We start from the raw sequence: 25,312 nt of genomic DNA, 5'->3' as shown, positions 1-25,312 counted from the left end.
GCGGCCAAAACACCGATAATATGCGGTCTTAAATAACCACAGTACCCGGAAAGGTAAATGACCGATTACTTACTGCTACTGATAGGCACCGTGCTGGTAAACAACTTTGTGTTGGTAAAGTTCCTGGGCTTGTGCCCGTTTATGGGCGTTTCCAGCAAGTTAGATACCGCCATAGGTATGTCCGCTGCCACCACATTTGTGCTGACACTGGCCTCGGTCTGCAGTTATCTGGTCAATCAGTATTTGTTAGAGCCGCTGGATTTAATGTCATTGCAAACCTTAAGTTTTATTCTGGTTATTGCCGTAGTTGTGCAGTTCACCGAAATGGTGGTGCACAAAACGAGTCCAACGCTGTACCGGTTGCTGGGCATTTTTCTGCCTCTAATTACCACCAACTGTGCCGTTCTCGGTGTTGCTTTGCTTAACGTCAACGAGCAACACAACTTTGTGCAGTCCATTGTTTATGGCCTGGGTGCCGCAGTTGGGTTCTCCTTGGTACTGATTTTATTCTCAGCTCTGCGTGAGCGCTTAGCTGCCGCCGATGTGCCGGTAGCATTTAAAGGCTCAGCTATTGCAATGATCACCGCAGGGCTTATGTCTCTTGCCTTTATGGGCTTTAGCGGATTGGTGAGCGGTTAATGAGTTTATTCGGAGCAGTTATCGCGCTGGGCGTATTAGCGCTGATATTCGGGGTGATACTCGGCTTTGCCGCGGTTAAATTCCGTGTCGAGAGCGATCCCATTGTTGACCAAATTGACGAAATTCTGCCACAAACACAGTGTGGGCAGTGCGGATATCCGGGTTGCCGCCCATACGCACAGGCCATTGCCGATGGCGATGACATTAATAAGTGTCCTCCCGGTGGCGAAGCAACTATAAAGCAGCTTGCCGACTTAATGGGCGTTGAACCCAAACCCCTTGACGATGCACACGGCGAAGAAGACGTTAAAAAAGTCGCGATTATTCGCGAAGACGAGTGCATTGGCTGTACCAAATGCATTCAGGCATGCCCGGTTGATGCCATTTTAGGCGCTGCAAAACAAATGCACACCGTTATTGAACATGAATGTACAGGTTGTGACCTTTGTGTCGAACCTTGCCCGGTTGACTGCATTGACATGGTGGCGGTTAAGCCTAAGCCTGAAACCTGGCAGTGGGACTTAGACACCGTAAAAGAAAACATAAAAGCCAACAGTATTCCGGTGAAGGTGGTTGAATGAGCGATGTAAAAACAGTAAACCGCGACTTTAACACCGGTATCATCGGTCAGTTCCCCGGTGGCGTTCATCCGCCGGAACGCAAGCAACCGGCCAGCAGCCGTCCAATAAGACGTTTGCCATTGCCAGCAGAGCTCATTTTACCCGTACGTCAGCACATAGGTCCTTCTGGCAAAGTATTAGTTGAGGTCGGTGAGCGTGTTGATAAAGGCCAACGCCTGACTGAAGCAGGATTAAGCCAGGGGTTACCGCTGCATGCTCCAACCTCGGGTATTATTGCGGCCATTGAAGAACGCCCTACGGCCCATGCCTCGGGTCTGCCCGAGCAAGCCATTGTCATTCATCCGGATGGAGAAGAACGCTGGGGCAACAAACATGCTCTGCCCGACTATCACGATGTTGAAATATCGCGTTTGCTGGAGCTGGTTCAGGAAGCGGGTATTGCCGGTCTGGGTGGCGCAGGTTTTCCTACTGCGCAGAAACTGGCACAACAAAAACCCCTTAAGCATTTAATTATTAACGGAGTTGAATGCGAACCCTATATTGCCGCCGATGACCGTCTAATGCAGGAGTATGCAGACGATATTATTGCCGGCACCCGAATTTTACAGTACATCACCCGGTGTAACTCAGTATTGTTTGCTATTGAGGACAATAAGCCCGAGGCAATAAAAGCCATAGCTGCGGCTATTGATGATGACACGCAGATACAGCTTAAAGTAGTGCCAACCAAGTACCCTTCCGGTGGCGAAAAACAATTAATTGAGCTGCTAACAGGCCATCAGGTACCCAGCGGCAAGCTGCCCATGGACATTGGTTTACTGATGCAAAACGTAGGTACCGCATATGCTGTTAAGCGCGCCATTATTCACGGTGAGCCTTTATTAGAGCGAGTGGTGACCCTAACCGGCGAAGCATTAGAACAACGCGGTAACGTCTGGGCCTTATTAGGTACCCCTATTCAACATTTGCTGGATGAATCCGGTTTTAATCCGGAAAAGAAACAACGAATTATTATGGGCGGCCCGATGATGGGGTTCACCTTACCCAGTACCGAAGTACCGGTCATTAAAACCACAAACTGCATTTTAGCACCAACCGATCACGAGCTGCCGGCTCCTGGCCCCGAGCTGGCCTGTATTCGTTGTGGTGCCTGTTCGGACGTCTGCCCCGCAACTTTGCAGCCACAGCAATTGCAGTGGCTGGCCAAAGCGAAAGACTACGACGAACTGGAAAAGCATCATTTATTTGACTGCATTGAGTGCGGCGCCTGCGCCTATGTTTGTCCCAGCGAAATTCCGCTGGTGCACTATTACCGCAAAGCTAAGGCTGAAGTGCGTAACATTGCCCGTGAAAAGGCCAAAGCCGAACAGGCTCGGAAGCGCTTTGAAGCTCGCCAGGAAAGGCTGGAGCGTGAAAAGCAGGAACGTTTAGAACGCCATCGCAAAGCCGCCGAAGAGCGCAAAAAAATGCAGCAGGAAAAAAACAGTAGACCTGACAGTAAAACTGACAGTGGCGACGAGAAACCAGCTGGGAAATCCGCCGCAGTTGCAGCCGCTATTGCCCGCGCTAAAGCCAAAAAAGCGGCACAAGCAGCAAAAGACAACGCCGATGAGGACAGCTCAGCCAAAGGAAATGAGTCATGAGTTTCAAAATTGCACCATCACCCCACGGGCATAACCAAAGAACCACCAGCGAAATGATGCGCTGGGTCTGCTATGCCTTAGTGCCCGGCGTATTGCTGCAAAGCTACTTTTTTGGTCCCGGAGTCTGGTTTCAAATTACACTAGCCGTTGCTACTGCAGTATTAGCCGAAATGGCCTGTACGGTTGCCCGCGAGCGACCGGCGTTTTCCGCGCTGCGTGACAACACCGCAATAGTCACCGCCATTTTACTGGCCATTAGCATTCCCTCACTTGCGCCCTGGTGGGTCATCGTTATAGGAACCTTATTCGCCATTGTTGTGGTCAAGCATGTGTATGGTGGCATGGGTCAGAACCTATTTAACCCGGCCATGGCAGGTTATGTGCTGTTGTTAATTTCGTTTCCGGTACAAATGACAAACTGGCTACCGGCTTCCACTATTAGCGAGCACTCGCTAACTTTGTGGCAAACACTGCACACCATATTGTTTGAATACACCCCTGCCGGTTACAGCGTAGAGCAACTGCGTGCAGGTATTGATGGTGTCACCATGGCAACACCGCTGGATACCATAAAAACAGAACTGACCCGGGGTTATACGCTGACAGAAATTTATCAGGGACCAGAGTTCAGTTATTTTGCCGGTGCCGGCTGGCAGTGGATTAATCTGGGCTTTTTAGTCGGTGGCTTACTTTTAATTCAGCAACGCATTATCAGCTGGCACATTCCGCTGGGGTTCCTTGCAGGCCTTTGCCTACCGGCTTTTATTGCTCATATTTTTGCGCCCGACCTTATGCCCGGACCTATCGTCCACGCCTTAAGCGGCGCAACCATGTTAGGTGCTTTCTTTATCGCAACCGACCCGGTATCGGCCGCCACGTCAAACCGGGGCCGCGTGATTTTTGCCTTATTGATTGGCTTCATCGTCTTTGTTATTCGCAGTTGGGGCGGCTACCCCGACGCCGTAGCCTTTGCCGTGTTGCTTGCCAATATGTGTGTACCATTAATAGACCGGTATACGCGGCCTGTTGTTTACGGCCACGGAGACTGATATGACCTTTAACAGTATGCAGAAAAATGGTTTATTACTGGCCGCTTTTGCGGTCATTGCTACCGCTTTAATTATTGGTGTGCAACTGCTGACAGAAGACAAAATCGCCAGGCAACAGCAACAGCAAGTGCTTCGCACACTGAATCAGTTGATACCGCCGGCACTGCACGACAACGACTTATACCAATCCTGTCGATTACTACAGGATCCGGCTCTGGGCAGTACTAAGCCGCAGCCGTTGTATCGCGCATGGGTTAACGATGAGCCCACTGCTTTAGCGGCTGAAATTGTAGCTCCAGACGGCTACTCCGGCGCTATCCGTTTGCTGCTGGCTATTCAACCCAATGGCGAAGTTTTAGGTGTAAGAACCTTGCGCCATCAGGAAACCCCGGGGTTAGGCGATAAAATTGAAATTCAGAAAAGTGACTGGACAAAGAGCTTTGCTGAGAAGCGTGTTCGCGGTGAAGATGATAACCGCTGGGCTGTTCAGCGCGACGGCGGCATGTTTGATCAGTTCACCGGCGCGACCATCACCCCCCGGGCTGTGGTCTCTGCCGTAAAACGTGCGACATTAAAGCTTCAGCAGCAAGCAGACGTTCTGTTTAACGCCGACTTACCACATTGTCAGGAGGCTCAGGAATGAACGAATACAAAAACCTGACCAAGCAAGGCCTATGGGAAAACAATCCCGCATTAGTGCAGCTTTTAGGCTTGTGTCCACTATTAGCAGTGACTGCCTCAGTCACCAACGCCATGGGCCTGGGTCTGGCGACCTTGTTCGTACTGGTTGGCTCAAATATCACCGTGTCTCTGGTGCGTGAGTTTATCCCTTCGGAAATCCGCATACCTGTTTTTGTCATGGTCATTGCTACCTTCGTAACCATTATTCAACTGCTCATGAACGCCTATGTGTTCCAGCTGTATCAGTCGCTGGGTATCTTCATTCCGCTCATTGTGACTAACTGTGCCATTATTGGCCGCGCCGAAGCTTATGCCTCTAAAAACCCATGGCAACGCGCAGCGTTCGACGGGCTGGCAATGGGGGTTGGCTTTGCACTGGTACTGATAGTACTGGGCGCTATGCGAGAAATTATTGGTAACGGCACCCTGTTTGATGGCGCAGAATTGCTTCTGGGTGAGTGGGCAGCACAATTGCGAATTGAGCTCTTTACCGTTAATTACCCTTTATTACTGGCTATATTACCGCCAGGAGCCTTTATTGGCATGGGCTTTATCATTGCCCTGAAAAACAAGATTGACGCTGTGCGGAGTGCCCGTGCCGAGAAGAAAACCGTTACCCGGGCACGGGTCACGGCCTAATAAAAAAACACAAATAAAAACGAACTCTTATGAATAAAAACAAGCGCTACGAAATTTTGAGTCGGCTGCGGGACAATAACCCGAACCCAACAACTGAACTGGAATATAACTCCCCTTTTCAGCTGTTAATTGCAGTCTTGTTGTCCGCTCAGGCAACCGACGTGGGTGTGAATAAAGCCACCCGTAAACTATTCCCTGCCGCACCTACCGCTGAAGCCATGCAGGCCCTGGGAGTAGATGGAATAAAAGAATACATAAAGACCATTGGTTTGTTTAACTCCAAAGCCGAAAACGCTTACAAAACCTGCAAAATTCTGGTGGAAGAATACGGTGGCAAAGTACCGGAAGACCGGGCCGCGCTGGAAGCTCTTCCGGGTGTTGGCCGAAAAACGGCAAACGTGGTTTTAAATACGGCTTTTGGCTGGCCCACTATCGCAGTCGACACGCATATATTTCGGGTGTCTAACCGCACCAAACTAGCCCCCGGTAAAAACGTTAAAGAAGTGGAAGAAAAACTGATAAAAGTGGTGCCGGCTGAGTTTAAAGTAGACGTGCACCACTGGTTAATCTTGCACGGACGTTATACCTGCATAGCCCGTAAACCAAGGTGTGGTTCCTGCGTCATAGAAGACTTGTGCGAATTTAAAGAAAAGACCAGTGACTGAGCCTTTTACAGCTCAATCATGGGTGGTTTGCTTAACTGCACAATAACACGGCGGTTGATCTGACGGTTTAACTCGCTGTCATTCGATTTAATCGGCCGGTCTTCACCGTGAGCAACGGTTTTAATACGCTCCGCATCTATACCCCGTTCGACGAAAAACTGCTGAATTTCTTTCGCCCGCTCCTCAGTTAATTCTTTGTTCGGGCCTCGCGCGCCAAGCGAATCGGTATAAGCGTCGACTAAAACCAGTTCCAAATCGTTATCCACCTGCAGGTAGTCACTAATTTGTTTTAGCTTACGCTGCGACGCAACAGTCAACTTTTCGCTTTCGGCTTCGTGGTTCAGCACCGTATACGCAATGTCGTCAAAACTGAACGGTAATAACGCATTAACACAGCTCATGAAGTCATCGTAAGCACGGCGGAAGTTCACTGAAGAAATAGAGACAGCAACTTCATCGCGGTTGTTATACCAGTCGTTGTAAAAGAATGTCGGGTAACGCCCTTTTTCCAGCTCACTCAATAAGGTCCAGGCCAGTTGCTTCTGCAGCTCGCCATCAAACTGCTTATAGAGCTTCATGTCGCCAATACGGTAACTGGACTCGCCTGGCTGCCAGCGCGGCGGAACGGACTCAATGGCAGACACACCATAGCTGTCCGGTAACTTGCGCATTTCCATTTTCATACGTAAGTTGAGCTCTTTACTCGCCTCGCTTTGAAAGCGCACCTTACCGTAACGGGGAATCTCATGCTCCATTTCACAGGCTAAACGGTTCTCTTCGCTTACCTGCCAAGCGGAGTTATCCAGGTTTGCACTGTAGTGCCTGACTGAGTTTGCCTGCGCCTGCCCAATTGATAGCAGCACAGAAGCTGAAACAGCAGTCAACATCGGCCAATTTTTCATAAGCGCCCCTGATTTATTTCTGATACGTCTGTTATCGGCACGCATTGCCGTTGCTTTAGTATTTCTGCAAGCAGAGCGTGATGATCTTTGGCATAATAGCGTTATCTTTAAGACACTACGGAAATTCTATGTCAGACAGCTCTAACTCGCTTATGAAGCAACGTTTTCGCGGATACATGCCCGTCGTGGTCGATGTCGAAACAGCGGGGTTTAACGCAAAAACCGATGCGTTACTGGAAATAGCTGCCGTCTTGCTGGATTTCGATGACAATGGTCTGTTAAAGCCCGTGGACTCTGTTCATTACCATGTACAGCCTTTCGAAGGCGCCAATATTGAACAGGCAGCTATCGACTTTAACGGCATTGATCCGCACTGCCCATTACGCGGCGCGGTAGAGGAAGGTGAAGCCCTGCGTGAGCTTTTCAAACCCATTCGTAAAGCGCAGAAAGCCGCGGGTTGTCAGCGTTCAGTTTTAGTCGGACACAACTCAAACTTTGATCACGGTTTTGTTATGGCCGCCGCCGAACGTGCTAGTTTAAAACGTAACCCGTTTCACCCTTTTGTCAGTTTTGATACCACGTCGCTTGCGGCAATGACCTTAGGGCAAACCGTACTGATTAAAGCATGTCAGGCAGCCGGTATTGAGTTTGACAGCAAACAAGCACACTCAGCCTTATATGACACCGAACGCACCGCAGAGCTCTACTGCTGGATGATCAATCGCTGGAAAGAACTCGGTGGCTGGCCACCTGAGTCTCGTCAGGACAACAGTTAATCCGAGTACAAATTTCAGACATAAAAAAAGCCGCTCAAACGAGCGGCTTTTTCGATTCAGTAAACGCTTACAGTTTGTCAGCGTTTTTAGACAGGTAAGAAGCAACGCCTTCTGCGTTTTCTTTCATGCCTTCTTTACCTTCTTCCCAGCCTGCAGGGCAAACTTCGCCGTGTTTCTGGTGGAAGTTCAGCGCGTCAACCATACGCAGCATCTCGTCGATGTTACGGCCTAATGGCAAGTCGTTAACCACCTGGTGGCGAACCATACCGTCTTCATCAATTAAGAATGAACCACGGAATGCAACACCGGCTTCTGGGTGTTCAACGTCGTACGCTTTACAAATGCTGTGACGAACGTCAGCAACCAATGGGTATTTCACCTGACCGATACCACCAGCGTCAGTTGACGTGTTACGCCATGCACTGTGAGTAAACTGAGAGTCAATTGAAACACCAATAACTTCTACGCCACGCTTTTTGAATTCGTCTAAGCGCTTATCAAATGCGATTAGCTCAGAAGGACATACGAAAGTGAAGTCCAACGGGTAGAAGAAAACAACAGCTTTTTTGCCTTTGATAGCGTCTGACAGTTTAAAATCTTCAACAATTTCACCTGAACCCAATACTGCTGCTGCAGTAAAATCAGGTGCTTTACGACCTACTAATACAGACATCGATTCTCTCCATTTAATGTTGAGTGTTAAAGCTTCACCCGTAGTGATGGGGATCCCTAAATAAAAAAACAAGGGCATCCGTCAATTTCACTACAGATTGTCTACTGTTTGCTTAAACTTTATTCAGCCGAAGGCTGCTTATTCCGCTGAAGGCTCTTTACTCAGCTGAAGGCTCTGGATGCCGCTCAGCAACCTCAGAAACCAACTCTTGCAGCTCGCCGTTCTGGAACATTTCCATAATAATATCACAACCGCCGACCAATTCACCTTCAACCCACAGCTGCGGGAAGGTTGGCCAGTTTGCGTATTTAGGCAATTCTGCACGAATATCCGGATTCTGCAGGATATCGACGTAAGCAAACGCCTGGCCACAGCCCATTAAGGCCTGTGATGCTTGTGAAGAGAAACCACAGCTAGGCAACTTCGGAGAGCCTTTCATGTATAACAGGATTGGGTTTTCTTCGATTTGCTGCTTAATTCTGTCAACCGTTTCCATAACACCTCTGCTTAATATAATGGTTGATTAAAACACTCAGGTATTTTAACACAGCCTATAAAGTTTTGTCCTAAATTGAAAGATTTCCTTGAAAAGCAAACCAGTCAGCCCTATATATCGTAAGGTATAACAAGAAAAGAACTTGCACGCATTAAAGTGCGAGTCGCAAATTTGCACTCAAAAAAGAACTACGGAGAGAAAATTATGGCATTTGAACTACCGGCTCTTCCATACGAGAAAAACGCTCTGGAACCACATATTTCAGAAGAAACTCTGGAATACCACTACGGTAAGCACCACGCTACATACGTGAGCAAGCTGAACGACGCCGTTAAAGGTACCGACCTTGAGAGCAAATCTCTGGAAGACATCATCAAGTCTGAAAAAGGCGGACTGTTCAACAACGCCGCACAGGTATGGAACCACACTTTCTACTGGAACTGCCTAAGCCCGAACGGCGGCGGTGAACCAACTGGCGCAGTAGCAGAAGCTATCAACGCAAAATTTGGCTCTTTCGAGAAATTCAAAGAAGAGTTCAACGCAAGCGCTGCTGGTAACTTTGGTTCTGGCTGGACTTGGTTAGTGAAAAAATCTGACGGTTCTGTCGATTTACTGAACACAGACGATGCAGACACTCCTGTCGCGCACGACGGCGTAGAAGCTCTGCTGACCGTTGATGTTTGGGAACACGCTTACTACATCGACTACCGTAACTCTCGTCCTAACTACTTAGAAGCTTTCTGGAAGCTGGTAAACTGGGACTTCGTTAACAAGAACTTTGCTTAAAGCAAACTTGTGAATGATTAAAAAAGGCGCCGTTTGGCGCCTTTTTTTAGCTTTTATCAATTAATGTCTCGAACAAGGCGCACTGTATTACCAGCGTTTTTGGGAGCTTCCCGAGCCGCACCTATTTCGAAGTCTACTACTATTGCTTTTTCGCCTCTTTCTTCAGATGTCCAAAAAAATGGATAGGTTGGATTACCAAACAAAGGTGACATTGGTATAGAAAGTCTTTCAACTATCTTAGTACCTTGAGACTTACAATTACTATCCAGAATAGTCATCAATTCTTTTTCCGTAGGCACCCGCCAGTCTGTATAGCCTTGTATTTGACTGTTTTCGGCTTTAGACATTGCTCCTTCCCAGCCAACCCAACGATTTCCACCAGATAAAGTCTCATAAAAATGATCGTTAGTTACCCACATTAAATTCGTTTCTGTGTCGGTAATAGTTCCGTCTTGGTTATCTACTAAAGAGGGTTGGCAGTCCAGCTCACTAACTTTTGAGGTAGAGGCGCACGCCGAAACAAAAAGAGATACAAGGGTTACAATTAAAATTTTAAACTTCATTTTTTTCCTTTAACAGTTTCGTTTATATTAAAAACTTACCGGCCATATGGACGATTAGATTCATCGACACCTATAGCTACTTAGCTATAAATGTAAAATCTCTAATATCACCTTTACTATTGGCTCGTAACAAATAGTCAGAATGCAAACTGCCGGTATTTTCATAAAACCGAATTCTGTAACCACCGTTCCGATCACTGGAAACTCTATACTTGCTACTTACTTTTTTCTCAATGAGCTGCTTATCTATTTTGCCTTCTACTATTTTTCCCGACCCTATAATATAAGTAAGCTTATTTTCGGATAAATCATCGAAAGTAAGGATAGCGAATCTGTTATTGGTTGAAGTCGATTCGAGAGATTCTGAGTTTAGGTTGAACTTAGCCAATTGCTCTTCAATTGCTTTTTTTGCTTTTGAATTGCCGTCAGAGTAGTAAAAGCCATTGGTTTTAACTAAAGATTCGAACTCAGCTTCTGGATTTTGAAAGATAGAGGCACAGCCTGACACCCCCACAATGGCTAAAGTCATTAGCCCCCACTTATTAAACATCAGTCACCTATTTTTGTTGTAATAACCCCATTAAGATTACTACATTAGTTTACCTGATTTGCCGGCTCAAAACCGGTGGAAATTCATTTTTTTATCCTATATGACATGATCTTGATAACCCTCTTCGTTATTATTTTAAGGTCACCTAAAAGATTTTATCCAACTGCTCGCGATAGCGATCAAAAGCCTCAAACTGCGGCATATGACCAATACCTTCCAGTTCATAAAGGTAGCCGTCCGGAATTTGCTCTACCACAATTTCACCGAGTTTATCGTAGCGACCCAGTTCGTAATTAACGCCCTCTTTCTTCCAGCCTCGACCGGGGCCTGTAGTATCACGCGTTCCCAGAATCAAATGTGTCGGCACCACCAACTGGTCAAACTCATTAGACACATTGCCGGTAAAAATCATGTCGTAGGTTAGCGCATTATTCCAGGCAACCTGATTCCAGTCATCTCCATTTATCCAACCTACGTGAATTTCAATAAGCTCTTCATAATCTTCTGACCATTTACCGTCATAGTAGTTTTTGCGCTGGTAGGCGCGGATCTGGTCAATGGTTTTACCCTTCTCATTCTCGTAAAAGAACGCTGGGTCTTTGTATTCCACATAGCGCAGATAATCTTCCAAGCCAACCGGGTTAACTAACACCAGTTTCTCAACACTACTGGAATGGTTCAGCGCATAGCGAGTAGCCAGCATTCCGCCCATGGAATGACCCATAACAATCACTTGTTCAATACCCTCAGACTTTAATAACGCCTTAGTGTTATTAGCCAGGGCTTCGAAAGAAAACTGATAATGTGCCGGTTTGGACGACTTACCAAAACCAATTTGGTCAGACATAAGCACCCCGTAACCTTTTTCATGAAGGTAATTAGCGGTTTCTTCCCAATAGTCGGCGGCAAAGTTTTTGCCATGTAACAGCAACACGGTTGACTGCCCCTTTTCGGCGGGCAAATGCATGTAGGCCATTTCCAGGCTCTGTCGTTGGCTATCAAACTCAAAGGTCTGAACGTCAAATGGGTACGAATAACCACTTAAGCGAGCATCGTATTCGGGGGCTTTGTCGTCTGCAAAAACAGGTGCTGTCAGCCCGAGTAGAAAAGCGGTAAACAACGTACACATCCAGCTACGCATAGGGACTCCTTGAAAGCTAGTTCGACATCATTATTACAGCTGCACGCCTATTACCCAAGGTATTGCGGCCCCAACAGAGTAATAGGTTCTTTGCAGGCTCTACGCGTTCGAAGGAATAGTCGGAACGGCAATTTCGTACATTACACAAGAAGCTCGTGCCTTCATGAGAGCATTTCTTCTCTCTTCAAACGTCTTTGCTCCGTCACTTGCAACCTCAATCTGATCAGTCACACCGCGGATAATCTCGTTTCTGGTTTGTGCGATTGCAGAACCGCTTAATCCTGACTCCTTCAAAGCCTGACCTGCAAAGTTTGTAGCGCCAGCCCAACCGCCTAAACCAGCAACCCAGGCCGCATTTGCGCTAGGACTCGCCGCCGCTAATGCAGGCACTGCTACTGAACCAGCTAATAATCCACTCATTGAAAGCCAGTACGCCATTCTTGCCTGATTCGCAGATTTTTGTTCGTAGCCTGATAAACGGGGAAGACAAAAATTCAGTACTTCGGCAAGCTTTGCCTCGATCAATTCCTGATTTTCTTGATCGAGTTGTTTCGTCGACTTACTACTGTCAGTAATTTTCTTCACAGAAAATGTCTTCGCTGCACTTGCATCGACACTAATATCAGTTGGTGCACTCGTACATCCAGCAACAACTGTTGATAAAACAGCCAATACGGTCAGTTTCATATTGCCCTCTATATTGTTGCTCTATCGAGCTCCAATGTTGCCATATTGAGATTAGTTATAGACCTATTATTCAATTAACACAATAAACACTAAAACTATAACTTTAGTCTTTAGCGTGCAGAGTGACAGTGAGCATATTGCTATGGAAGTGAGCGTTAGCGCAGAGTAATTAACAAGGAGTCTGGCGGTAGAATTGACACAATAACCGGTAGACCTTCGGCATATGCTCTTTCATCGTTTCTGGGTCTTCAAAAAAAGTCTCGCTGCAGACGGCAAAAAATTCAGCCGGGCTGGTTAACGAGTAACCGTCTAGTGGTAACGGTCTGTGATGAACTGAGTCACTCTGCAGCCTTTCCCAGGCCGCTGAAAAAATATCGTGCCATTCTCCGGGCTTCATATCGGGATGCATGGGTGGCGCGCCATTGGCACCATCGCGCAACATATCAAGCTTGTGCGCAAATTCGTGTATGACAACGTTCGCGGCCTTTCCGTGACGGGAATGAGGGCCTGTATGACACACCGACTGCCATGAAAGAATCAGCGGGCCTTGCAACCAGGCCTCGCCGCTTAGCCCCGGGCTATGAGCGTGAACAACACCGTCGTCACTACGGTAAGGACGATTAGGTACAAAGTCGCCTTCATAAAGAATAATGCTATAGATGTGATCGTACCAATCTAACCCAAGGTGCAAAACAGGTACGCAGGCCATAGTTGCTATTTTAAGGCACATAGCGTCGTTGAATTGGAAGCCGCTGCCTGAAGCAAAGTTTTTACGAACCAAAAAGCGAAGAGTCATATCCCGCAGTGCATCACGCTCAGCACCTTTGTATCGCGCCACAACGGGCCAGTCAGCAACTGCGGATTCCCACTCGCTTTCTGTGAAGCCCATTTTTTTAATGCGCCGGTTTTCAAACCACGTACGCAGTCTTTTAAACATCTGTTGTTACGGCCATACTTCTTTCCATGTACGCACTATAAAAGCACTGAGGTTAATCCTCAACGCCGCTATCAGACTCTTCAGATTCGGCAGCCAGTTCCAGCATTTTTTCACGAAAGTTATCCAGACCTTTCATAACCAGCTCATAGGTTTTATCGACATCGCTTTCAACATCACCTTCATACACCTGAAAGCTGGTAAGAATATCCTTAGCGCCTTTAAAGCCCGTTTCGATACCACCACGAATAATTTCCATAAACTTGTTCAGGGTTTCTTCTTCAGACTCGCCTGCATTGATTTCTTTATAGCGACTGTAAAAGTTGGTCGCAAAAGAAACAATACGATCCGCCGTTGCTTTGGGAGAAGTATCCGTGCCGGACTCATAGGTTTTCTTCACCGCATTTTTGCCCATTACCGGCTCTAGCTCAGTATTAATGCCTTCCAGTGCCGTTTTATACAGCAAGCTTAGGGCATCATTATTGCTGCTAAGCGATACTCTCTCATGGGCACGTAAAATGGCTTCGTTTTGTGCCTGCCTGGAATTTGGAGCGACCTCTTTCGTATTGCGATTATCATCCGCTTTTACGCTATTAGCGTTTTGCTTACCAACGCCCGCTACAGAAGTGCCATTGCCTGAGATAATTGACATGATGTTGTTCCTGATAAGTCGACTATAACTTGATTTTAGTATAGCCCGTAACTGGTTATCGGCAGGTAGTGGTTAAAATTTAGGCTTTTATTAAAATGGTGCTGTGAACCTATGGATTTTTAACCGAAAGGAAATAAAGCGAGCATAAAAAATGCCTGACAACTCAGTAAGAGTCATCAGGCACTAAATAATAAGAAATTAGGCTTTATCAACAAAACTGAAAAAGCTCCCCTAATCAATCCACCAAGTCATTCGGCATATCACCACGCAGGCCATGCCAAATTTCAGCGGACTCATAACCGTACCGGCGAACCAGATTTACCGACTCGTTGTAGTCGCCTTCGCGCGCTACGGCAATTAGGTCGGCGTAGTAGTCGCGTGCTAACTGGCGAGCTTCTGACGATGAAAAGTAGTACTGGCCAATACGTGCGTACAGACCTTTAAAGCCGTTTAGTACCAACACGTAAATAGGGTTGCCGGAGGCCATAGCTAAGTCGTGGTTTAACTGGTAATCGAACTCGGCAAAGGTCTTTTCGTTGTCTTCCAGCTCACTGGTGGGCTCCAGTAGCTCAATAACCCGCTGTGGGTTATGACGAATAGCGGCACGAATATAAATAGCACTAATATTGGTGCGCGCAGATAACAGCTGATCCACAAGCTCCGGCATACCGTCTTCGTCCAAACGTGCCAGGGTTTCTAAAATATTCAGGCCGGAGGTTTCCCAAAAGTTGTTCACTTTGGTGGGTTTGCCGTGCTGAATGGTCAGCCAACCGTCACGTGCCAGACGCTGTAGCACTTCACGCAGAGTGGTTCGTGTAACACCAATAAGTTCAGACAGCTCACGCTCTGCGGGTAAGATAGTGCCCGGTGCAAAATGCCCGTTCCAGATAGATTTTACGATGTACTCCTCGGCAAAACCCGCCGGACTTTTAGCTTTTATTATCATATTCCCGCCTGTGTACTGACTAATAGAAGGATTCTAGCAGTCTTCTGTGAGGTCGGACAAGATAACTTCTGGCTTTATATCGACAACACCAAGCTATTTGGGTATGGTTTCTACGTTTTTACAGTTTCTTAAGGAAAATCACCATGCTATCTGTGGGTCAGTGGCCTAACAAACCTTTTGCCTGGTTATTATTGTTTTTGGGATGTTCGGGACTGTTAGCGGCAGCGTTGTATTTCCAGATGGTTCTGGGTTTAGAGCCCTGCGTCAAATGCGTGTATCAGCGTATGGCAGTGGTCGGCATTGGCCTGGCTGCCATTGTTGGCCTGTTTGGTTCGGGCTTTTGGTTAACTCGCTGGGCGGCTTTAATTGGCTGGCTTTACAGCAGTTACCAGGGTTTGCTCATTGCTTACGATCACTGGGACTTACAGACTTCAAAAAACGCATTTTTTGCCGTGTGTGAAAGCGCGCCAAACTTCCCTGGCTGGGCACCGCTGCATGAATGGATGCCCGGGCTTTTTGCCGCCCCCGGCTTATGCGGTGACATTGACTGGCAATGGCTTGGCTTAGGTATGCCGGGCTGGATGACAGTGATTTTCGCAGGCTTTTTACTGATAGGTATTATTGTGGCTGTCTGTCACATTATTGCGTCGTTTAAGAAAAAAGACGGGCTGGTGCTTTACCACAAATAGTTCAAAGCGCTTTTAAGTTAAGGGCCAGGTCACTATTCTGTCTTCAAGATCGCCTTTAAACTTCGCTTCACTGACACAATGGCCGGCGACATGATAGCCGGCTTTTTTCATTGGCTCTTTGCTACCCTCATGCCTTAATGGATGCCACTCAGGCAAGGGTTGTCCTTCTGCCCGCAGCCGGTAAGCGCAGCTGGCAGGCATAAAATAAACATCTTCGAGGTTATTCGGCGTTAAAGTAACGCAGGCAGGCACGCGTTCGCTTCGGTGTGCATAGTCAGTACAACGTGCGGTGTCGGTATCTAATAACCGACAAGCAACGTCAGTGGAATACAGATTATCTTCTTCGTCTTGCAGCTGATTTAAGCAGCACTGCCCACAGCCATCGCACAAGGCTTCCCATTGTGCGTGACTCAGCGTATGCAGTGGCTGCTCGTACCATTTCATCAATACCGACAAGTCATTACCTTGGGAAACGAATGCGGTCGGACAAATAGCCCACTGCCGCTACGAAGTAATGCGAACGATTCCAGCGCATTAACGCATCGTAGTTAGCGTAAGCCAGATAAACGCGGCCTTCGTTATCATCAGGAATAACAACTGAGGCGACAATATCATCACGCGACGGTAATTCCGAACCATCGAAACGGGTAATACCCAGATCGGCCCATTCGGCCAGTTTTTTCTTGGTATCCAGGCCTGCCAGTGACTCATCGAAGCCTTCAGGTAGTTGCACCTGACGTCCCCAGGTTACGTCGTCTTTCCAGCCAACAGAGCTTAAGTAATTAGCCGCTGAAGCAAAAACGTCCGGAAAGCTGCCCCAAATGTCTTTTTTGCCGTCACCGTCGTAGTCCACTGCGTAACTCATAAAAGAACTGGGCATAAACTGAGTTTGCCCCATAGCACCAGCCCATGAACCCTTCATCTGTTCGGGCGCAATATGGCCTTCTTCAATAATGGTTAAAGCTTCCCAAAGCTGTTTCTTGAAAAACGCTTCGCGACGACCATCAAAAGCCAGGGTAGTTAAAGCCGAAACCACATCAAAACCGCCGGTGAACGAACCAAAGTTGGTTTCAATTCCCCACAGCGCCACAATAAAGCGTGGCTGCACACCGTACTCTTTACCGACTTTTTCCAGCAGTTCTTTATGCTCGTTGTATTTTTCCAGTGCCTTGTCAGCCTTCCACTCCGGAACCGCACGCGGCAGGTAGGTGTCGAGTGTGAGCTTAAATTCAGGCTGATTTTTATCCAGTTCGACTGCACGCTCGTAGTACTTCACCTTAGCAAAGGCTTTGTCTAAGGTGTCTTGCTTATAGCCGCTTTCAATGGCTTCAGCTTTCAGGGCTTCAACGTAAGTAGCAAACTGTTGGTCAACCTGTTCACTGCTCTCTTCTTTCGCTTTCTTATCGGTATCCTGGTAAGCAAAAGCCGGCGCACTCAGCGTAACTGCAGAAGCCAGACATAACGCCAGCCCTGTGAATTTTATTGTATTTGTTAACATTGAAGTTCCTCTCGTTTCGGTGGCAACTGCAAATAGAAACCATCGTTTTGCAAATGTTCCTGTAGCTTTTCGACCGTTAAACGGGCCAACTGTTCACGCCCGGCAAGGTTTATTGTCATAACCTTTTCGGCGCGACCAAACTGTTCACACAAAACGTCAGGTACTTCTGTGAATTCATTACCGTGAGGCAAGTAAAGGTAGGTATCGGCTTTCTTTAAGCTGCGATAAACATCACACAGCATGGCAGTTCTCCTGAATAAGGGCTAAGCGCACTAATGGTTAACAAATACTATGTTAACCAATTATAGCCTGTAATTCTGCCCCAATTGCTTGCTTGCGCCAACCCATCATTAAGTCGGGTTGCGGCAAACGCTGTTGTTGCTGCGTTGAATACTGCCAGTGAAAGTTAATAACGTCATTAATTTGTTTACGTGACGCGACCAGGGATGCAGGTACCTGCAGTTTTTCGGCAAGTTCAGACACCACTTTTTTTATGGCTTTAAAGGTTGGCTTATAGCCTTCCATGTCGTCTAAGCGTTCAAGCGTTTTTGGCAGTTCGGACTCAGGCACCTGCTCAGCTTGCTGAATGCAGCGAATAATATCCCGCCCAGAATACTTCCGGGACATAGGCGCTAAGTCCGGAATTCGGCTTAGCTCCTCGTCGCTTTTGGGCATTCTGCGAGCCAGTTCAAGTAGCACGCCGTCTTTGGCTATAAAACCCAGTGGAATGTCCCGCTCGCGCGCTTTATGCAAACGCCATGGCGTCAGAATTTTAAGTGCGCCCAGCTGGCGTGCATTTAACTGCCAGGCATTACCTACAGCTAAATACAACAAATCATCCGGCCAGCTTTGTGTGCGTTTTCGAACCTGAATTTGCGACTCCTCGTACACAATATCCAGACAGCCCTTTTCCTCACACAAAGCCTTCAAATAAGGGTACATTACCGCCAGGTAGCTGGCGTCAGCCGCGGCATAATCCAGCTGCTCTTCGCTTAACGGGCGCTTCAGCCAGTTGGTGCGTGACAAGCTTTTATCTAACTCAACGCCATCAAATAAGGCATCGACCAAACGGGCGTAGCCCATAGAATCACCGAGCCCACAAAAACCTGCGGCTATTTGACTGTCAAAAATACGGTTAGGCTGACGGCCATTACTTTGCTGGAAAAACAGCTCAATATCTTCACCGCCGGCATGCAGGACTGTTTCAACGGAGTCATCTGCAATTAGCTCCCACAGTGGCTCTAAGTCGATATCGGCGAGAGGATCCACAACAGCAGTTGTGCCGTTGGCATAAATTTGTAAAAGCCCCAACTGAGCATAGTAAGTGCGCTCGCGGACAAATTCAGAGTCAATAGCAAACCAGCCAGCTTCTTTAGCTTGCTGACAAAGACGTTCTAATTCCTGAGTTTCAGTAACGAGCCGGTACTGACGTACCGACTCGGGTAGGTTCAACGGCAGAGTCAAGCGTCTTCCTCGTCGCGTAGCTCGCGGCGAAGTATCTTGCCTACGTTAGACTTCGGCAGTTCATCACGGAACTCAACCAGCTTAGGTACTTTGTATCCGGTCATGTTCTCGCGAGAAAAATCAATCACTTCACGTTCTGTTAATGACTTGTCTTTTGCCACAATAAAGACTTTAACCACTTCACCCGAAGACTCATGCGGTACGCCAATAGCAGCCGACTCAAGAATTTTAGGGTGATCGGCTAAAACATCTTCGATTTCATTTGGATAAACGTTAAAGCCCGAAACTAAAATCATGTCTTTTTTACGGTCTACAATTTTGAAGTAACCACGCTCGTCAGCGGTTGCCATGTCACCCGTTGCAAACCAGCCGTCTTTAATCGACTCAGCAGTAGCATCAGGACGGTTAAGGTACCCGACCATAACTTGCGGACCTTTTACTTCCAGTTCGCCGGGTTCACCTAAAGGCACTTCTTCGCGGGTTTCAGGATCAACAATACGCACATCGGTGCTGGGTACCGGTAAACCAATGCTGCCAGTATAATGTTCAATGTCATACGGGTTAACGGTAACAACAGGCGCACACTCGGTTAAGCCATAGCCTTCAAGCAAACGAGACTTTGTGACACGTTCCCATTCTTCGGCAACCGCTTTCTGAACTGCCATGCCGCCACCCAACGCAACTTTCAGGTTAGAAAAGTTAACGTCTTTAAAGCCTTTGGTATTCAACAGACCATTGAACAAAGTGTTAACACCGGAGATCATTGAGAAAGGATACTTGTTCAACTCTTTCACAAAGTTCGGCATATCACGCGGATTAGTAATAAGTACATTTTTACCGCCATGTTTAATAAAGGTCAGGCAGTTCGCTGTTAACGCAAAGATATGATAAAGCGGTAGCGCAGTAATAATCGTTTCTTCGCCGTCACTCATAATAGGAGTGATACACGCAGACACTTGCTCCAAGTTAGCCACCATATTTCGGTGAGATAACATGGCACCTTTTGCTACACCGGTTGTTCCGCCAGTGTACTGAAGAAACGCAATGTCATCACCGGTAACCTCAGGGCGCTGGTACTCGGCTATTGCGCCTTTGGCCATAGCCTGATTCAAGCTAACGGTATCTTTGACGTTATGAGAAGGCACCATGCGCTTTATGTACTTAACAACAAAGTTGACCAAGAAGCGCTTATGCACAGGTAACTGATCACCAATTTGTGTGGTGATAACTAAATCAAGCGGAGCTTCGTCTTTTATTTTGTCGTAGGTGTGAGCAAAGTTTTCTAAAATAACCAGGGCTTTCGCCTGAGAGTCGACCAGCTGATGCTTTAGCTCGCGCGGAGTGTACAGTGGGTTGACGTTAACAACAGTCATTCCGGCACGTAAAATGCCGAACAAGGCCACCGGATACTGAAGCAGGTTTGGCATCATGACTGCAACTGCATCGCCTTTTTTCAGTCCTTTACTTTGCAGGTAGGCCGCAAATTCGCGAGACTTCAAACCCAGCTCTTTAAAGCTCATTTCTGAGTCCATATTGACGAACGCCGTTTTCTCGCCGTACTTTTCTATGGACTGTTCCAGTATATCAACTAATGACGCAAAATGATCCGGATCAATGGTTTCCGGTACGCCTGCTGGGTAATTTTTCAGCCAAATTTTATCCATAAAAGGCTCCGCCTCTCACTATTTATCATTATTTTCAGTGGCGCAATCATCGCATATCCGACCAGTTAATCCTAGTCGTTAACAACCGCTAAACGTGTGATTTGAGCAATTCAGCTATTTTTTCAGGTTGTTCCATATGCACGTGATGCCCACCTTCCAGCGTTACACAACTGAGCTTTGAGACTTTATGCTGCCACTTGTCTAACGCGCTTTCTAACTTGTCATAGCCTTTACTGCCACGCACTACGACAACCGGCATAGTCAACTCTTGCAGAAGGTCATCGACAGCTGCACTGGGCAATCTATAGGGCGACGTTGCTTTCACTCTGGCATCTGCCCGCCAATGCCAGCGGCCATCTGAACGAAGTTCAGAACCGCGCTCTACAATTAGCTTAACCAAGTCGGACGAGAAGTCTGCCTGTGCAGCACGAGCATCCACTGCAGAGTCAAAATTACTGTGGCTGCGCCAACGTGGCGTCTTTAATTTTTTCCGGCTTACAAAGCCCTGCTGTAACTGTTCTCTGGCATTGGTTCCGTCAGAGACCAGCAAGCCAAAAGCTTCGACTAAAATTAAACTCTTTATCCGTTCGGGGCACAAAGCCGCCACAACATTACTGACAAAGCCACCCATGGAATGACCTAACAAGATTAACTGCTGCCAGCCTTGCTGCTCAATCAACTGCCATAAGTCATAAGCATAGTCGATAAAATGATAGTAGTTACCTGTAGGTCTGTGGTCACTGTGACCATGCCCGGGCCAGTCAAGTGCTAACAGGCCACCGCGATCAGCTGACCAATTTGCGGCCAAAGGTAAAAAGCTGTGGCTATTGTCTAACCAACCGTGAGTTGCGACCACACGAATATCGTTTGGGTCACCCCAGCAAAGGCCTCTTACCGTGCCCCAGTCGAGTTCATAACTGACTGGGGTGGCTTGGTCTAATGCAATGCGGTAATCCATTATTTGGTGGATTAATTGCGGTCTTTAGCAGGTGTACCAGAGTTGTCCTGAACGCGAACACGCACCGGAACAGGGTAACGGTATGGGTAATAAGGTGAATAGAAGTTGTGACGGAACCAAAGCGGTGAGTAATCAACTTCTACGTGGCTTTTCTTGCGCTCAGGCTGCCAAAGGTAATAGCCTGTTGCTTCAATAACCGGATAGGTATAAACGTACTCGCCAATTTTGCCTTGTTGCGTTTGGCCAATGGTACCAACAAAGCTCATTGAACGCCCTTGCTTATAAACATCGGGATCAATGAAGTCATTTACCACGGCTAAAAAACGACCCTGGCTATTATCGCTGACCTCAGGACGACCCCAACGCTGCAGTGGAAAACTGACAATTTCCAGAACAGTATGGTCTTCGGCGTTGCGAACATCGGCAATAACTCCCCCCCAACGGGCAGGTTCACCGGCAACTTTCTCGCCCTGGTGTTTAGCGACTTTATAGCCAACTAAAGCCTCTTCGTTTTCACTGGCAATTTCATCAGGGACTGAGGAGCAGCCCACCAACACCAATGCCATTAATGATGCATAAATAATTTTCATAACAGACCTCACTCAGGCGTAAACATCAACACCAAACATTGACGTGATTTGTTCTCTTTTCTCACTTAACGCGATATTTTGATACGCATTGAGTGCTTTCTGAGAACGCTGTGGTGGTTCATCGTAAAACGTATTCAATGACTCCCACCGTTCCGCACGCCGCTGACTTTGCCGCACATCAGGGACAACTTGCCGGGACTCAGCAACTTCCGCCCGGTTGTTCCCCTGGCGTTGCTGATCCTCTGGCGCAGGCCTTTGCGGTGCCTGCTGCTGATTGTTTAGCGGCTGAACCGCTTGCGGATTAATTCGCACGTCAACGATGACTCATCTGTTACTAAGACTAGTTTTATTATGGCGAGTTCAGTGCCATTCGGCAAGTTACCGACCCGGCAATTTTTTCCAGGTTACTTCATTACGTACATAAAGCGGTTCCAGATGCTCCGCACTTACGGCTGAAACCTCACCTTTCACAGCGACTGTAAGCATATCCTCTGCCAGTGGCAGCCGACAATCGTTGCTGTATTTTAATTTTTTATCAGGGTCCAGTACGTCAGAATAGTTATCCCAACCAGTACCCGCCGTATAGAATCCTTGCAGATCATGCTCTGAAAACAAGTCCGCAGATGGCACCGCAACAGCCGGTTCTGTTATAGCTTCCGCAACACCATTCTTGCTGCGATAAAGGCCGTAATAAATTTCGCCCATGCGTGCATCAATGCAGGCAACAACGGCTTCTGCACCATGCTTGCGTATAGCCTGCTGCGCTAACGCCTGCAAGCTACTGACTGGAAACACCGGCAGTTCGGAGCTAAAAGCCAGCCCCTGCGCCATCGACACGCCAATACGTACTCCGGTAAAACTTCCCGGGCCGACACCGACAACCAGCCCGTCCAACTGATTCAAGTTTGTTTCTGCCTGCTGCAGTACTTTTTCAACAAAAGGCAGTAACCGCTGAGAATGCTCTCTTGGGCTTTCAATGGCTTCACTGAAAAAGGTGTTTTGCCACTGCAAAGCCACGGAGCAATTTTCAGTCGAGGTATCAACTGCTAGTAAGTTCTTCATTTTTGATTTCATCTTTCTCTGCAACCTGCGCTAAAAATTCCAGCGCCTGATTTAAGTCGCGGGTTCGTGACATAGCCGGAAGGCTGGATAAAAACTGCTTGCCGTATTGACGCGTTACCAGACGACTGTCGCAAACAATTAATACGCCGGAGTCGTCTTTGTCGCGAATTAAGCGCCCTGCCCCCTGCTTTAAAGCAATGATGGCCTGTGGTAATTGTATCGTGCTAAAAGCATCAACGCCACGTAGCCGTGCGTCTTCAACACGGGCATTCAACAATGGATCATCGGGTGATGCAAACGGGAGTTTATCAATAATAACGCAGCGTAGCGCCTCACCACGTACATCGACCCCTTCCCAAAAAGAAGAGGTCCCCAGCAGAACGGCATTGCCCTTTTTCGTGAAGGTTTCCAATAATTCTGTTTTGCCCGACTCGCCCTGAACCAGAATATCCCGGTCCAGCCGGTCCCTTAATATTGCTGCCATTTGTTGCAGCATTCGGTGGCTGGTAAACAACAAAAATGTGCCGCCTCGGTTTACCTGAACGCACTGCTCAGCAATTTCTGTCAGCATTTGATGCCGGTTTGGATCATTGGCCTCGGGCAAATAACGTGGCAGACACAATTTAGCCTGGCTGGCGAAGTCAAATGGGCTTTCCAGCAACAGCGTATCGGCCTCTTCTATACCCAGACGCTTGGTAAAGTAGTCAAACTGGCCGTTAACAGCCAGCGTTGCGGAGGTAAACACCCAGCTCATTTTGTTGCGTTTGATATAACCACCAAAGGTTTTAGCAACGCTTAACGGTGTCTGGTGCAAACTGACATGCCTCGGCGTGGTTTCGAACCAGAAGCTGTAACCCGTGCGATCCACATCCATTAACTGACGCCAGATGTAGAGGTGCTGCTCGGCACGTTCATGCAAGTTATCCAGGTCTTTATTACGGCCTATGGCGGTTTTCATAACCTCGGTCAGCAAAGTCAGACGTTCCTGCACACGCTCTGCAACTTCCGCCACCTCCGGCTTTTTACGCCAGTCACGCCAATTGCCGCGCATAGGGTCTCGTGGAAACAGTAATCGCCAGTCTTTCAGAGTCTGCAATAACGTACGAGCCATAGCGCTGCCCTGAGACAAGTCCTTAAGCTCAGTCATACACAAACGTTGAAGCTCTTCACACAATTCGGATAATTGTCGACTGGAAACTGTTTCGCCAAAGTACTGGCTGGCGATATCCGGAATTTGATGCGCCTCATCAAACACCACAGTATCAACACTGGGAATCAGCTCGCCAAAGCCCGTGTCCTTTAGCGCCATATCGGCAAAGAAAAGGTGATGATTCACCACCACAATGTCGGCTTCCATGGCTTCTTTGCGGGCTTTGACTAAGTGGCAGTCTTCATACACCGGGCAGTCTCGGCCCAGGCAGTTGTCCTGAGTACTGGTAACCTGAGGCAAAACCGAGGCGTCTTCCGGCAGAGCGTTCAACTCCCCCATGTCGCCGCTGCGTGTCGATGTCGACCAACGCTTAACGGTAATCAACTGACTCTGAATGTCTTTATTGAATTGGCCTGCTTGCTGAACCGCCTGTTCCATGCGGTGCAGGCACAAATAATTTGAACGACCTTTAAGTAAGGCGACAACTTTTTCAGGCGCCAGCACTTTTCTTAGCGTGGGTAAGTCACGGTGGAACAATTGTTCCTGGAGGTTTTTAGTTCCGGTGGAAATAATGGCCTTACCTTTACCCAGCAGAACTGGAGCAAGGTACGCAAAAGTTTTCCCGGTACCAGTTTCGGCCTCAACAACAAGTTGGCCTTTTTTCTTAACGGTGGCAGCTATGGCTTCTGCCATTTGCTGCTGAGCAGCCCGCGGCTGGAAGTTTGTAATTGCCTGCGCCAGTTCGCCTGTCGGCTTAAATACTGATAGAACTGTTGCCATAACCCTAACCGCTAAAAAAAATAGACGCGTATTATGACATAGATGTTTGCTCAGGCGTAGGTGTCTATATGTCCTGAAGATGAGGTTTCATCGTCATCTGCAAGCTCTTCAACTTCCGTTTGAGCAGATGGCTGGCCTTGCTGCTGGTGTTGCTCATTTTCCTGTCTTTGCTTGTCGCTGTTAACAGTCGAACCTTCTTCTTCATTGACGGCGCGAAGCTCTTGTATTTTTTCAACCTGGTTGATTTTCATCTGCTCACGGGCGTGGTCCACAGGCACACGAGTGTCTTTGGGGATCAGCGGAACCATTGCATCAAAGTTAGCCATTGCTTTTGTCTTACGCCTCTTCAGAAGGTTTGTTATTTATTTGACTATACAACCACTGGTTAAATAATAACCTGATATCGACTGAATAACCAATAAGTTTACTCTTGCATTACATTTCTCAAGTGTTA

At 47.6% G+C, this 25,312-nt stretch carries 31 protein-coding genes; 10 read left to right on the top strand and 21 right to left on the bottom strand.

From position 1 onward, the window contains the following. The first annotated feature begins 57 nt into the window (after nt 1–57). Genes rsxA through nth form a run of 7 tightly spaced genes read left to right on the top strand, consistent with a single transcriptional unit; the run spans nt 58 to nt 5,897 of the window. Entirely contained in the window at nt 58–639 is a 582-nt protein-coding gene (gene rsxA / locus VBY75_RS00440; protein ID WP_054490984.1) for an electron transport complex subunit RsxA, read from the top strand. Beyond that, nucleotides 639–1,220: an electron transport complex subunit RsxB gene (gene rsxB, locus VBY75_RS00435; protein ID WP_054490986.1), complete on the top strand. Its 582-nt coding sequence runs from the start codon at nt 639–641 to the stop codon at nt 1,218–1,220. Before rsxA ends, rsxB begins: the two co-directional genes overlap by 1 nt. Beyond that, nucleotides 1,217–2,863, top strand: coding sequence for an electron transport complex subunit RsxC (gene rsxC, locus VBY75_RS00430; RefSeq protein ID WP_416510535.1), 1,647 nt, complete (start codon nt 1,217–1,219; stop codon nt 2,861–2,863). Before rsxB ends, rsxC begins: the two co-directional genes overlap by 4 nt. Beyond that, the gene (gene rsxD, locus VBY75_RS00425) at nt 2,860–3,912 is read left to right on the top strand and encodes an electron transport complex subunit RsxD (protein ID WP_054490990.1); all 1,053 of its coding nucleotides are present in this window, start codon (nt 2,860–2,862) and stop codon (nt 3,910–3,912) included. Before rsxC ends, rsxD begins: the two co-directional genes overlap by 4 nt. 1 nt (nt 3,913) lies before the next feature. Next, nucleotides 3,914–4,555, top strand: coding sequence for an electron transport complex subunit RsxG (gene rsxG, locus VBY75_RS00420; protein ID WP_416510533.1), 642 nt, complete (start codon nt 3,914–3,916; stop codon nt 4,553–4,555). Continuing rightward, on the top strand, nt 4,552–5,232 hold the full coding sequence (locus VBY75_RS00415; protein ID WP_054490994.1) for an electron transport complex subunit E: 681 nt from the start codon (nt 4,552–4,554) through the stop codon (nt 5,230–5,232). Before rsxG ends, VBY75_RS00415 begins: the two co-directional genes overlap by 4 nt. Before the next feature lie 29 nt (nt 5,233–5,261). Beyond that, the gene (gene nth, locus VBY75_RS00410) at nt 5,262–5,897 is read left to right on the top strand and encodes an endonuclease III (RefSeq protein ID WP_273023656.1); all 636 of its coding nucleotides are present in this window, start codon (nt 5,262–5,264) and stop codon (nt 5,895–5,897) included. Between the two features lie 5 nt (nt 5,898–5,902). On the opposite strand, the gene VBY75_RS00405 is transcribed toward nth, so the two are convergent. After that, nucleotides 5,903–6,799 (bottom strand): flagellar protein MotY, encoded by an 897-nt coding sequence (locus tag VBY75_RS00405; RefSeq protein WP_278357867.1) that lies wholly within the window; start codon nt 6,797–6,799, stop codon nt 5,903–5,905. A gap of 128 nt (nt 6,800–6,927) precedes the next feature. Between VBY75_RS00405 and rnt the strand changes: the two genes are divergently transcribed. Then, on the top strand, nt 6,928–7,575 hold the full coding sequence (gene rnt / locus VBY75_RS00400; RefSeq protein WP_416510529.1) for a ribonuclease T: 648 nt from the start codon (nt 6,928–6,930) through the stop codon (nt 7,573–7,575). Nucleotides 7,576–7,642: 67 nt separating this feature from the next. Here rnt and VBY75_RS00395 read toward each other — a convergent pair whose 3' ends face one another. Together VBY75_RS00395 and VBY75_RS00390 are read right to left on the bottom strand one after the other, a co-directional pair. Then, entirely contained in the window at nt 7,643–8,248 is a 606-nt protein-coding gene (locus VBY75_RS00395) for a peroxiredoxin (RefSeq protein ID WP_054491001.1), read from the bottom strand. Between the two features lie 157 nt (nt 8,249–8,405). Then, complete coding sequence (locus VBY75_RS00390) at nt 8,406–8,744, bottom strand: Grx4 family monothiol glutaredoxin (protein ID WP_011235037.1); 339 nt, start codon at nt 8,742–8,744, stop codon at nt 8,406–8,408. 204 nt (nt 8,745–8,948) lie between these two features. Here VBY75_RS00390 and VBY75_RS00385 point away from each other — a divergent pair, with 204 nt between their 5' ends. After that, nucleotides 8,949–9,530: a superoxide dismutase gene (locus VBY75_RS00385; RefSeq protein WP_054491003.1), complete on the top strand. Its 582-nt coding sequence runs from the start codon at nt 8,949–8,951 to the stop codon at nt 9,528–9,530. Nucleotides 9,531–9,586: 56 nt separating this feature from the next. Here VBY75_RS00385 and VBY75_RS00380 read toward each other — a convergent pair whose 3' ends face one another. The 7 genes from VBY75_RS00380 to fadR all read right to left on the bottom strand — a co-directional run bounded on the left by VBY75_RS00380 (nt 9,587) and on the right by fadR (nt 15,003). Further along, entirely contained in the window at nt 9,587–10,093 is a 507-nt protein-coding gene (locus VBY75_RS00380; protein ID WP_054491005.1) for a DUF1566 domain-containing protein, read from the bottom strand. 76 nt (nt 10,094–10,169) lie between these two features. Then, complete coding sequence (locus VBY75_RS00375) at nt 10,170–10,622, bottom strand: hypothetical protein (protein ID WP_143441132.1); 453 nt, start codon at nt 10,620–10,622, stop codon at nt 10,170–10,172. Between the two features lie 166 nt (nt 10,623–10,788). Beyond that, a complete protein-coding gene (locus VBY75_RS00370; RefSeq protein ID WP_416510525.1) occupies nt 10,789–11,784 on the bottom strand; it encodes an alpha/beta hydrolase in 996 nt (331 codons plus the stop codon). A 99-nt stretch (nt 11,785–11,883) separates the two neighbouring features. Further along, the gene (locus VBY75_RS00365; protein WP_416510523.1) at nt 11,884–12,471 is read right to left on the bottom strand and encodes a hypothetical protein; all 588 of its coding nucleotides are present in this window, start codon (nt 12,469–12,471) and stop codon (nt 11,884–11,886) included. Nucleotides 12,472–12,640: 169 nt separating this feature from the next. Then, nucleotides 12,641–13,408, bottom strand: coding sequence for a zinc-dependent peptidase (locus tag VBY75_RS00360; protein WP_278356313.1), 768 nt, complete (start codon nt 13,406–13,408; stop codon nt 12,641–12,643). Between the two features lie 52 nt (nt 13,409–13,460). Beyond that, the gene (locus tag VBY75_RS00355) at nt 13,461–14,057 is read right to left on the bottom strand and encodes a DUF5610 domain-containing protein (protein WP_278356314.1); all 597 of its coding nucleotides are present in this window, start codon (nt 14,055–14,057) and stop codon (nt 13,461–13,463) included. A 235-nt stretch (nt 14,058–14,292) separates the two neighbouring features. Continuing rightward, a complete protein-coding gene (fadR, locus tag VBY75_RS00350; protein WP_054491016.1) occupies nt 14,293–15,003 on the bottom strand; it encodes a fatty acid metabolism transcriptional regulator FadR in 711 nt (236 codons plus the stop codon). A gap of 143 nt (nt 15,004–15,146) precedes the next feature. Here fadR and dsbB point away from each other — a divergent pair, with 143 nt between their 5' ends. Further along, nucleotides 15,147–15,692: a disulfide bond formation protein DsbB gene (gene dsbB, locus VBY75_RS00345; protein WP_054491018.1), complete on the top strand. Its 546-nt coding sequence runs from the start codon at nt 15,147–15,149 to the stop codon at nt 15,690–15,692. 12 nt (nt 15,693–15,704) lie between these two features. On the opposite strand, the gene VBY75_RS00340 is transcribed toward dsbB, so the two are convergent. The 11 genes from VBY75_RS00340 to VBY75_RS00290 all read right to left on the bottom strand — a co-directional run bounded on the left by VBY75_RS00340 (nt 15,705) and on the right by VBY75_RS00290 (nt 25,184). Next, nucleotides 15,705–16,148 (bottom strand): YcgN family cysteine cluster protein, encoded by a 444-nt coding sequence (locus VBY75_RS00340; protein WP_414653923.1) that lies wholly within the window; start codon nt 16,146–16,148, stop codon nt 15,705–15,707. A gap of 4 nt (nt 16,149–16,152) precedes the next feature. Beyond that, entirely contained in the window at nt 16,153–17,190 is a 1,038-nt protein-coding gene (locus VBY75_RS00335) for a lytic murein transglycosylase (protein WP_271331198.1), read from the bottom strand. Beyond that, nucleotides 17,184–17,432 carry a YcgL domain-containing protein gene (locus VBY75_RS00330; protein ID WP_054491022.1) on the bottom strand — a complete coding sequence of 83 codons (249 nt, stop codon included), beginning with the start codon at nt 17,430–17,432 and terminating at the stop codon, nt 17,184–17,186. Before VBY75_RS00330 ends, VBY75_RS00335 begins: the two co-directional genes overlap by 7 nt. Nucleotides 17,433–17,484: 52 nt before the next feature. Then, nucleotides 17,485–18,654, bottom strand: a complete 1,170-nt coding sequence (gene rnd, locus VBY75_RS00325; RefSeq protein WP_054491024.1) for a ribonuclease D — start codon at nt 18,652–18,654, stop codon at nt 17,485–17,487. Further along, nucleotides 18,651–20,318, bottom strand: a complete 1,668-nt coding sequence (gene fadD, locus VBY75_RS00320; protein ID WP_278356317.1) for a long-chain-fatty-acid--CoA ligase FadD — start codon at nt 20,316–20,318, stop codon at nt 18,651–18,653. Before fadD ends, rnd begins: the two co-directional genes overlap by 4 nt. An 88-nt stretch (nt 20,319–20,406) precedes the next feature. Beyond that, nucleotides 20,407–21,276, bottom strand: a complete 870-nt coding sequence (locus tag VBY75_RS00315; protein WP_416510517.1) for an alpha/beta fold hydrolase — start codon at nt 21,274–21,276, stop codon at nt 20,407–20,409. An 11-nt stretch (nt 21,277–21,287) separates the two neighbouring features. Beyond that, entirely contained in the window at nt 21,288–21,866 is a 579-nt protein-coding gene (locus tag VBY75_RS00310) for a Slp family lipoprotein (RefSeq protein ID WP_054491030.1), read from the bottom strand. Between the two features lie 12 nt (nt 21,867–21,878). Next, nucleotides 21,879–22,178: a hypothetical protein gene (locus tag VBY75_RS00305; RefSeq protein WP_199493837.1), complete on the bottom strand. Its 300-nt coding sequence runs from the start codon at nt 22,176–22,178 to the stop codon at nt 21,879–21,881. A 66-nt stretch (nt 22,179–22,244) separates the two neighbouring features. Next, nucleotides 22,245–22,928, bottom strand: coding sequence for a tRNA (adenosine(37)-N6)-threonylcarbamoyltransferase complex dimerization subunit type 1 TsaB (gene tsaB, locus VBY75_RS00300; protein WP_416510514.1), 684 nt, complete (start codon nt 22,926–22,928; stop codon nt 22,245–22,247). Then, the gene (locus tag VBY75_RS00295; protein ID WP_416510512.1) at nt 22,906–24,858 is read right to left on the bottom strand and encodes an ATP-dependent DNA helicase; all 1,953 of its coding nucleotides are present in this window, start codon (nt 24,856–24,858) and stop codon (nt 22,906–22,908) included. Before VBY75_RS00295 ends, tsaB begins: the two co-directional genes overlap by 23 nt. A gap of 50 nt (nt 24,859–24,908) precedes the next feature. Next, nucleotides 24,909–25,184 (bottom strand): hypothetical protein, encoded by a 276-nt coding sequence (locus VBY75_RS00290; protein ID WP_054491036.1) that lies wholly within the window; start codon nt 25,182–25,184, stop codon nt 24,909–24,911. Nucleotides 25,185–25,312 lie beyond the last annotated feature (128 nt).

Origin of the sequence: Idiomarina sp. HB (assembly GCF_048059115.1) — a bacterium.
GTDB lineage: Bacteria > Pseudomonadota > Gammaproteobacteria > Enterobacterales > Alteromonadaceae > Idiomarina > Idiomarina abyssalis.
Note: the sequence above shows the minus strand (reverse complement) of the source record. Positions and strands in the feature narration are given on the sequence as shown.

Bases quoted from the DNA above. Each gene is read 5' to 3' on its own strand.
- rsxA (WP_054490984.1), top strand. From the start codon at position 58: ATGACCGATTACTTACTGCTACTGATAGGCACCGTGCTGGTAAACAAC.
- rsxB (WP_054490986.1), top strand. From the start codon at position 639: ATGAGTTTATTCGGAGCAGTTATCGCGCTGGGCGTATTAGCGCTGATA.
- rsxC (WP_416510535.1), top strand. From the start codon at position 1,217: ATGAGCGATGTAAAAACAGTAAACCGCGACTTTAACACCGGTATCATC.
- rsxD (WP_054490990.1), top strand. From the start codon at position 2,860: ATGAGTTTCAAAATTGCACCATCACCCCACGGGCATAACCAAAGAACC.
- rsxG (WP_416510533.1), top strand. From the start codon at position 3,914: ATGACCTTTAACAGTATGCAGAAAAATGGTTTATTACTGGCCGCTTTT.
- VBY75_RS00415 (WP_054490994.1), top strand. From the start codon at position 4,552: ATGAACGAATACAAAAACCTGACCAAGCAAGGCCTATGGGAAAACAAT.
- nth (WP_273023656.1), top strand. From the start codon at position 5,262: ATGAATAAAAACAAGCGCTACGAAATTTTGAGTCGGCTGCGGGACAAT.
- VBY75_RS00405 (WP_278357867.1), bottom strand. From the start codon at position 6,799: ATGAAAAATTGGCCGATGTTGACTGCTGTTTCAGCTTCTGTGCTGCTA.
- rnt (WP_416510529.1), top strand. From the start codon at position 6,928: ATGTCAGACAGCTCTAACTCGCTTATGAAGCAACGTTTTCGCGGATAC.
- VBY75_RS00395 (WP_054491001.1), bottom strand. From the start codon at position 8,248: ATGTCTGTATTAGTAGGTCGTAAAGCACCTGATTTTACTGCAGCAGCA.
- VBY75_RS00390 (WP_011235037.1), bottom strand. From the start codon at position 8,744: ATGGAAACGGTTGACAGAATTAAGCAGCAAATCGAAGAAAACCCAATC.
- VBY75_RS00385 (WP_054491003.1), top strand. From the start codon at position 8,949: ATGGCATTTGAACTACCGGCTCTTCCATACGAGAAAAACGCTCTGGAA.
- VBY75_RS00380 (WP_054491005.1), bottom strand. From the start codon at position 10,093: ATGAAGTTTAAAATTTTAATTGTAACCCTTGTATCTCTTTTTGTTTCG.
- VBY75_RS00375 (WP_143441132.1), bottom strand. From the start codon at position 10,622: ATGACTTTAGCCATTGTGGGGGTGTCAGGCTGTGCCTCTATCTTTCAA.
- VBY75_RS00370 (WP_416510525.1), bottom strand. From the start codon at position 11,784: ATGCGTAGCTGGATGTGTACGTTGTTTACCGCTTTTCTACTCGGGCTG.
- VBY75_RS00365 (WP_416510523.1), bottom strand. From the start codon at position 12,471: ATGAAACTGACCGTATTGGCTGTTTTATCAACAGTTGTTGCTGGATGT.
- VBY75_RS00360 (WP_278356313.1), bottom strand. From the start codon at position 13,408: ATGTTTAAAAGACTGCGTACGTGGTTTGAAAACCGGCGCATTAAAAAA.
- VBY75_RS00355 (WP_278356314.1), bottom strand. From the start codon at position 14,057: ATGTCAATTATCTCAGGCAATGGCACTTCTGTAGCGGGCGTTGGTAAG.
- fadR (WP_054491016.1), bottom strand. From the start codon at position 15,003: ATGATAATAAAAGCTAAAAGTCCGGCGGGTTTTGCCGAGGAGTACATC.
- dsbB (WP_054491018.1), top strand. From the start codon at position 15,147: ATGCTATCTGTGGGTCAGTGGCCTAACAAACCTTTTGCCTGGTTATTA.
- VBY75_RS00335 (WP_271331198.1), bottom strand. From the start codon at position 17,190: ATGTTAACAAATACAATAAAATTCACAGGGCTGGCGTTATGTCTGGCT.
- VBY75_RS00330 (WP_054491022.1), bottom strand. From the start codon at position 17,432: ATGCTGTGTGATGTTTATCGCAGCTTAAAGAAAGCCGATACCTACCTT.
- fadD (WP_278356317.1), bottom strand. From the start codon at position 20,318: ATGGATAAAATTTGGCTGAAAAATTACCCAGCAGGCGTACCGGAAACC.
- VBY75_RS00315 (WP_416510517.1), bottom strand. From the start codon at position 21,276: ATGGATTACCGCATTGCATTAGACCAAGCCACCCCAGTCAGTTATGAA.
- VBY75_RS00310 (WP_054491030.1), bottom strand. From the start codon at position 21,866: ATGAAAATTATTTATGCATCATTAATGGCATTGGTGTTGGTGGGCTGC.
- tsaB (WP_416510514.1), bottom strand. From the start codon at position 22,928: ATGAAGAACTTACTAGCAGTTGATACCTCGACTGAAAATTGCTCCGTG.
- VBY75_RS00295 (WP_416510512.1), bottom strand. From the start codon at position 24,858: ATGGCAACAGTTCTATCAGTATTTAAGCCGACAGGCGAACTGGCGCAG.
- VBY75_RS00290 (WP_054491036.1), bottom strand. From the start codon at position 25,184: ATGGCTAACTTTGATGCAATGGTTCCGCTGATCCCCAAAGACACTCGT.